The sequence below is a fragment of the Gemmobacter sp. genome (genome assembly GCF_016792925.1).
In the GTDB taxonomy this organism is placed as follows: Bacteria; Pseudomonadota; Alphaproteobacteria; order Rhodobacterales; family Rhodobacteraceae; genus Gemmobacter.
This window is the reverse complement of record NZ_JAEULU010000208.1, coordinates 1-6,765: the sequence shown is the minus strand read 5'-3', so window position 1 is coordinate 6,765 and position 6,765 is coordinate 1. Positions and strand designations below refer to the sequence as shown.

Below are 6,765 nucleotides of genomic sequence, written 5' to 3'. Positions count from 1 at the left end.
ACGCTCGATGCCCAAAGAGGCGTTCGAGGTGCATGGTCTGGGCGATGATTTCCTGCGTGACAAGCCGCTGTTCAAACAAGAAGCGCAGAATTTTCTGAATTTTATCAGCGATTCAAAGCTGATCATCCACAATGCGGCCTTCGACATGAAGTTCCTGAACTGGGAGCTGAAGGCCCATGGCTTCCCCACAATCCCCACAACTCAGGCCCTCGATACGCTGCACATCGCGCGCAGCAAGTTTCCCGGCTCCCCCGCCTCGCTGGACGCCCTCTGCCGCCGTTTCGGCATCGACAATTCCAGACGGGAAAAGCACGGCGCTCTGCTCGATTCCGAGATTTTGGCCGAGGTCTATCTGGAATTGATCGGCGGCCGTCAGCCCGATCTTGTTCTCGCGCCCGCGCAGCCCACTCAGAAGGTTCAGGTTCAGGTCGACACCAACTGGCGGCCTCGCCCGCGGCCCGAGCCTCTGCCCGCGCGCCTTACCAATGAAGAAGCCGCCGCCCATGCGGCTTTTGTGGCCAAAATGGGCGACGGCTCAATCTGGCTGAAACGCCAGAAATAGTCTCTAATTTCGCAAGAAACTCACTGAACCGGCTGCGGCGCCTCAGCTTGCGCCGCCGCACGACGCGACAGTTCCTGGCGATACAAGGCCAGATAATCCACCGTGTCGATGTTCAGCGGCGGGAAGCCACCATCCCGCGTCACATCCGAGATGATGCGGCGGATGAACGGAAACAACAGGCGCGGGCATTCGATCAGCAGGAACGGATGCAACTGTTCCTCCGGCACGCCCTCCACATGGAAGATACCGCCATATTCCAGCTCCAGCAGAAACAGCGTATCGCCATTGGTCTTGTTTTTGGAGGTCACGCGGAACTTGTTCAGCACCTCATACTGGTTTTCCGTCGTGCGCTTGCGCGCGTCGAGGCTCACCGCCACCTGCACATCCGGCTGCACATCGGCGCCGTTCAGGCCCTTTTGTGCCACGACATTCTCGAACGACATGTCGCGCACGAATTGTGCGAGCACACTCATCTTCACTTGCGGCGCCGCCGCGTTTTCTTCCGACATTGCAATCTCCCGCCAAAATCGGCCTCTACCGGGCCATTCCTAGCAGGCAAACATCGCTGCCTCAATGGCGCGTCCAGCCCGAGGGGCCGCGTGGCGGCGTCTCCGAAGGGTCAAGCTCGATGAACTCGGCATCAATCACCACATCCGGTCGCGGATGCACGCCAAAGCCGGCGGTGGGCCGCAACCGGTTGGCAGCCTTGCCGGCAATCCAGCGGCGCAAAGGCCCGATCAGCAGCAGCCCGCCCAGCATATCCCCCAGAAACCCCGGCAAGATCAGCAAAACGCCTGCCAGCATCCGCAAGCCGTGATCGCCCGCCATGCCCGGCAGCGCACCCCCGCTCATCGCCGCGCGCATCTCGACCGCCATATTTGCCCCGGTCTGCCGCAGGATTGCGGAACCCAGAATGCCGGTGCCAAGGATGATACCCAGCGAGGCCAGCAGCCCGATCGCCCCGCCCAGCGTGATAAACAGGGCGATTTCGACCAGCATCAGCACAATCATCGGGCCAAACAGCCGCATCTTCATTCTCTCCGCGCTCGAAAGGTGGACTTGTCCACACCCTGTCCCTACATAGGGGCACAAGCTCACCGTTTCCACAACAGAGGTCCGCATGAACGACACCATGATCCAACTTCTCGTGCTTGCCGGGATCGCGGTCTTTCTGGTGATCAAGCTGCGTTCGGTTCTGGGAACGCGCGAAGGCTATGAAAAACCGCCCGTGCCGGTCACCGAGCGCAGCGCCGCTGCCCCGAACCTCACCGTGGTCGAAAGCGGCCCGGATCGCGACATTCTGGATCACGCCCCCGAGGGCAGCCCCTCTGCGCTGGCTTTGGCCGCGATGAAACAGGCCGAGCCGGGCTTTTCGCTCACCACCTTCCTGCAAGGTGCACGCGGCGCCTATGAGATGATCCTGATGGCCTTCGAGCGCGGGGATCTGTCGCAGGTCCGCGCCTTCCTCGGCCCGGAAGTCGCCGAAACCTTTGCCGAGGCCATCGCCGCGCGTGAGGCCCAGGGTCTGACCGTCGAGGCGAATTTCGTGGGGCTCCGCGAAATGAGCTTCGTGGCTGCCGAGTTCAATCCGGCCACCCGCGAGGGCGAGGTGACGGTGCGCTTTGGTGGAGAGCTGACCTCGCTGATCCGCAACAAGGCCGGTGAGGTGGTCGAAGGCTCCGCCACCGAGATCAAGCGCCAGCGCGATGTCTGGACCTTTGCCCGCAAGATGGGCAGCGCCGATCCGAATTGGCAACTCGTGGCGACCGGGGAATGAGCCTGCCATGCGGCTTGCCCTCGCCCTTCTGGCCCTGCTGATGACCGCGCCCGAGGAAACCCGGGCGCAGGTCATGACCTTCGAGGAGCTGGACGGCTGGACCGAGGATGACCCGCGCCCGGCGCTGACTGCGTTTCTTGCAACCTGCGACATGCTGAAAGACCCGGTCTGGGCGCCGCTTTGCGGGCTGGCCCGCGATGCGGGCCAAAGCCCGGAAAGTGCCCGCGCCTATTTCGAGCTGTTCTATCGCCCGGTGCTGGTCGGCACCCCGCCCGCCCTGTTCACCGGCTATTACGAGCCGGTTCTGGATGGCTCGCTGACCCGCACCGCGCGCTATCGCTATCCGATCTATGCGCGCCCACCCGAGCTGCGCGACGGCATGGTCTATCATTCGCGCAGCCAGATCGAGGCCGGGGCAATTTCGGGCCGGGGTCTGGAAATCGCGTGGCTTGACGATCCGGTCGAGGTCTTCTTCCTGCATATTCAAGGCTCTGGCCGCATTCGACTGACCAATGGCAAAACGTTGCGCGTGGGCTATGGCGGCAAGAACGGCCATGCCTATCGTTCCGTCGGGCAAGAGATGGTGCGGCGCGGCACCCATACGCCGGATCAGGTCTCAGCCCAGGCGATCCGGTCCTGGGTGCGCTCCAATCCCGGCCCCGGCCATGCCATGCTGGATACCAACCCCTCTTACGTCTTTTTCCGCCGCCTGCCTGATCTGGCCGCGGATCAAGGCCCCATCGGCGCCATGGGCCGGTCGATCACTGGCATGCGTTCGATTGCCATTGATCCGCGCTACAACCCGCTGGGCGCCCCGGTCTGGATCGAGAAGGATGGCCGCAATCCGCTGCGGCAGGTGATGATCGCGCAGGATACCGGCGGTGCCATCAAGGGGGCGCAGCGCGCCGACATCTTCTTTGGCACCGGCGCCGAGGCCGGGGATGCGGCAGGCACGGTCAAGGATGGTGGGCGCATGTTGCTGTTGCTGCCGATTGATCTGGCCTATGCGATGAACCCTGACGGCTGAGCCATGGCCCGCCGTCGCACCCTTCGCCCTGATGAGGCCGAGCTTTGGGCTAATGTGGCGCGCAGCCTGCGCCCGATGCATGCCGCGCAGCCGCTGCCCAAGCCCGAGCCCGAGGCACCTTCAGTCTTTCACAGGCCCGAGGTCACCCCCGCGCCCCCCGAGCCCAAGTTGAACCGTTTTCGCGTGGGCGAGCGGCTGAAAGCGCCCGAGCAGCACGACATTCTGCCCCCCCTGCCCGAGCGTCTGGCGCAGGCGCCGGTCTTGATGGATGCCAAGAACCACGCCCGCATGATCCGGGGCAAGCTCTCGCCCGAAGCCCGGATCGACCTGCACGGCATGACCGTGGCCGAGGCCCACCCGGAACTGATCCGCTTTGTTCTGAACAGTTGGTCACGCGGCTTGCGGCTGGTGCTGGTCATCACCGGCAAGGGCAAGCAAGGCCCCGATCATGGCCCGATCCCGATCCGCTATGGCGTGCTGAAACATCAGGTGCCGCATTGGCTGCGCCTGCCGCCGCTCGGTCCCTGTGTGCTGCAAGTGACTGAGGCGCATCTGAAACATGGCGGTGCAGGCGCCTATTACGTCTACCTGCGCCGCCATGGCTGATCAGCGGTTCAGCCCGTCTGCCACCACCGTCACCGGCGCCAGCACGATCTGTGTGGCATTCTGCACGGTCAGCACCACGCCCGGCAGCAGACCGACGCGCCCGCGCTGATCGGCGCCGAAGGCCGCGTTCACATCGCCAATCCGGCCCATCAGCGCCAGCAGCGCCGGGCTGTCACCCAGGTTGAAATGGCCCGAACCTTCGTTGAAGGCCTTGGTATCCACAAAGGTCACCTTCAGATCGGCAACCCGGCTGATATCCGACAGGTTGCCCAGCCGCTCCGGCTGGCCGGTCAGCGTGGCCGAAAGGTTCAGCAGCGTGTCACGGTCTGACCCGAAGATCAGGAAGGGCTGCGGCAGCGGCCCATAGGCCTTGGCCTGCATGCGGAACAGATCCACATCCACATCCGGTGAAATCAGGATCACCCCGGCCATCTTGGCTTTCAGCCGGGTGTCGCCGCGAATGGCAATCTGGCGCAACGTCTCCATCGTCAGCGCCGATCCCATCGAATGCGCCACGATGACAATGCGTTCCGCCCCGGCATTCGAGACTTCCTGCAACAGCCGCTCCAGCCCGTCCCGCCCGAACATCGAGCTGTCGCGATCTGCCACATAGCCCAGCGGATTGCCCGCCGAGGGCCAGCTGTAATGCAGCGTCACCCCCGGCATGTCGAGGTCATGCGACAGTTGCGCGATCCGATACAGGCCCTCGGCAAAGGTATTGTTGAACCCATGCACATAGACCACCGCATCGCGCTTGCCCCGCGGCAGGGCGCGCAGGCTGTGGCGCAGATCTGCGCCAAACTCTGCCGCATTGGCGTGAATCTCGGCTTCCGTGGTCAGGAAATGCTTGCGCGGATCAGGTTTGCCGCGCTTGGGCGGAAACTCGATGCTGCCAGCCTCGCGCTCGGGCGGCACCGAGATGGCAAAGCGCGCAAAGCGCTCCTCCTCCGAGCGTCCGCGCCCGAACCGCCCGGTTTCCGGGTCGATGTCGCGGGTGGTTCCGACAAAGATCTCCTCCACCGCGCCAACCCGGGCGGCAGAGGGATCAACCGTGACCGCGCCGCGCGGCGAACAGGCCGCCAGCGCGGCCAGCGCGCAGAAAACCAACAGATGACGCACCCGAAACCCCCAGTTGATGGTCAACGCACATTGACCGATTTCCGGGGCAGCGCCAAGCCGTCACAACACGTAACGGCTCAGGTCGGCCGAGGCCGCCAGCGCACCCACATGCGTCTCTACAAAGGCGGAATCAACCGTAACGTCCTCGCCGCTGCGGTCGGGTGCGGTGAAGGAAAGCTCCTCGAACACGCGCTCGAGAATGGTGTAAAGCCGCCGCGCGCCGATGTTCTCGACGCTCTGGTTCACCTGCGCCGCGATGCGGGCCAGGGCGGCGATGCCATCCTCGGTAAAGCGCACCGTCACCTGTTCCGTGGCCATCAGCGCCGCATATTGCCGGGTCAGCGCATTGTCGGTTTCGCTCAGGATGCGGACAAAATCGCCCTCGGTCAGCGGCTTCAGTTCCACCCGGATCGGCAGCCGCCCCTGCAATTCCGGCAGCAGGTCCGACGGCTTTGCCACATGGAAGGCACCCGAGGCGATGAACAGGATATGGTCGGTTTTCACTGGCCCATATTTGGTGGAAACCGTGGTGCCCTCGATCAGCGGCAACAGGTCGCGCTGCACGCCTTCGCGGCTGACATCGGCGCCGCGCGCGTCACTGCGCGCGCAGATCTTGTCGATTTCATCCAGAAACACGATGCCATTCTGCTGCACCGCCTCCAGCGCTGCCGCCTTCACCGCCTCATCCTCCAGCAGCTTGTCCGCCTCCTGCCCCAGCAGGATGTCATAGCTGTCGGCCACGGTCATCTTCTTGCGGCTGGAGCGGGTGCCAAAGGCTTTGAACAGGTCTTGCAGGCCCTGCATCTGCATTTCCATGCCATTGCCGCCCATCATCGGCAGCGGCGGGCTGTCTTGCACCTCCAGCTCGATCACGGTCTGGTCCAGCTCGCCGGTTTTCAGCTTCTTGCGGAACATCTCACGCGTCTGCTCGCGCGCGTCCCTGCCCGCAATGGCCTCGATCACCCGATGCTCCGCAGCCTTCAACGCGCGGGCCTTCACCTCGTCGCGCATCCGCTCGCGCGTCTCTATCATCGCGGAATCCACCAGATCGCGGATGATGCTGTCCACATCGCGGCCGACATAGCCCACTTCGGTGAATTTGGTGGCCTCCACCTTCAGAAAGGGCGCTTTGGCCAGCCGCGACAGACGGCGGCTGATCTCGGTCTTGCCGACACCGGTGGGTCCGATCATCAGAATGTTCTTCGGGTAAACCTCGTCGCGCAGGTCATCACCCAATTGCTTGCGGCGCCAGCGATTGCGCAGCGCCACGGCCACGGCGCGCTTGGCCTCTGCCTGCCCGATGATGAAGCGATCCAGTTCCGAGACAATCTCGCGCGGGGTCAGGCTGGTCATTTCGAGATCCTCTCCACCGTCAGATTGCCGTTGGTGTACACGCAAATATCGGCGGCAATCGCCATGGCCTTGCGCGCGATGGTTTCGGCATCCAGATCGGTTGCCATCAGCCCCCGCGCCGCCGCCAGTGCGAAATTGCCACCCGAGCCGATGGCGGCCACATCATGTTCCGGCTCCAGCACGTCGCCCGCGCCCGTCAGCACCAGAAGATCGCGCCCGTCGGTGACGATCAGCATGGCCTCCAGATTGCGCAGGTATTTGTCCATGCGCCAGTCTTTCGCCAGCTCCACACAGGCGCGGGCCAATTGGCCGGGCGTGGCC

The 6,765-nt window shown here is 63.9% G+C and carries 9 protein-coding genes; 4 read left to right on the top strand and 5 right to left on the bottom strand.

The window, feature by feature from the left end:
• On the top strand, positions 1-562 hold a 562-nt coding region (locus JNN06_RS09925), incomplete at its 5' end, for an exonuclease domain-containing protein (protein WP_291239432.1).
• 20 nt (positions 563-582) lie between these two features.
• On the opposite strand, the gene secB is transcribed toward JNN06_RS09925, so the two are convergent.
• On the bottom strand, positions 583-1,071 hold the full coding sequence (gene secB / locus JNN06_RS09920; RefSeq protein ID WP_291239431.1) for a protein-export chaperone SecB: 489 nt from the start codon (positions 1,069-1,071) through the stop codon (positions 583-585).
• A 61-nt stretch (positions 1,072-1,132) separates the two neighbouring features.
• The gene (locus JNN06_RS09915) at positions 1,133-1,597 is read right to left on the bottom strand and encodes an FxsA family protein (RefSeq protein ID WP_291239430.1); all 465 of its coding nucleotides are present in this window, start codon (positions 1,595-1,597) and stop codon (positions 1,133-1,135) included.
• 85 nt (positions 1,598-1,682) lie between these two features.
• Between JNN06_RS09915 and JNN06_RS09910 the strand changes: the two genes are divergently transcribed.
• From JNN06_RS09910 to JNN06_RS09900, 3 genes are read left to right on the top strand one after another with little or no spacing between them, the layout of a single operon-like run.
• Complete coding sequence (locus JNN06_RS09910) at positions 1,683-2,339, top strand: Tim44/TimA family putative adaptor protein (RefSeq protein WP_291239429.1); 657 nt, start codon at positions 1,683-1,685, stop codon at positions 2,337-2,339.
• Positions 2,340-2,346: 7 nt separating this feature from the next.
• On the top strand, positions 2,347-3,366 hold the full coding sequence (locus JNN06_RS09905) for an MltA domain-containing protein (RefSeq protein WP_291239428.1): 1,020 nt from the start codon (positions 2,347-2,349) through the stop codon (positions 3,364-3,366).
• A gap of 3 nt (positions 3,367-3,369) precedes the next feature.
• Entirely contained in the window at positions 3,370-3,972 is a 603-nt protein-coding gene (locus tag JNN06_RS09900; protein ID WP_291239427.1) for a Smr/MutS family protein, read from the top strand.
• Here the strand turns inward: JNN06_RS09900 and JNN06_RS09895 are convergent, their stop codons facing one another.
• The 3 genes from JNN06_RS09895 to hslV all read right to left on the bottom strand — a co-directional run.
• Positions 3,973-5,091, bottom strand: coding sequence for an alpha/beta fold hydrolase (locus JNN06_RS09895; protein WP_291239426.1), 1,119 nt, complete (start codon positions 5,089-5,091; stop codon positions 3,973-3,975). It abuts the gene before it with no gap.
• A 60-nt stretch (positions 5,092-5,151) separates the two neighbouring features.
• Positions 5,152-6,444, bottom strand: coding sequence for an ATP-dependent protease ATPase subunit HslU (gene hslU / locus JNN06_RS09890; protein ID WP_291239425.1), 1,293 nt, complete (start codon positions 6,442-6,444; stop codon positions 5,152-5,154).
• Positions 6,441-6,765, bottom strand: a 325-nt coding sequence (gene hslV, locus JNN06_RS09885; protein WP_291239424.1) for an ATP-dependent protease subunit HslV, incomplete at its 5' end; no start/stop codon positions are given. The genes hslU and hslV, both read right to left, overlap by 4 nt.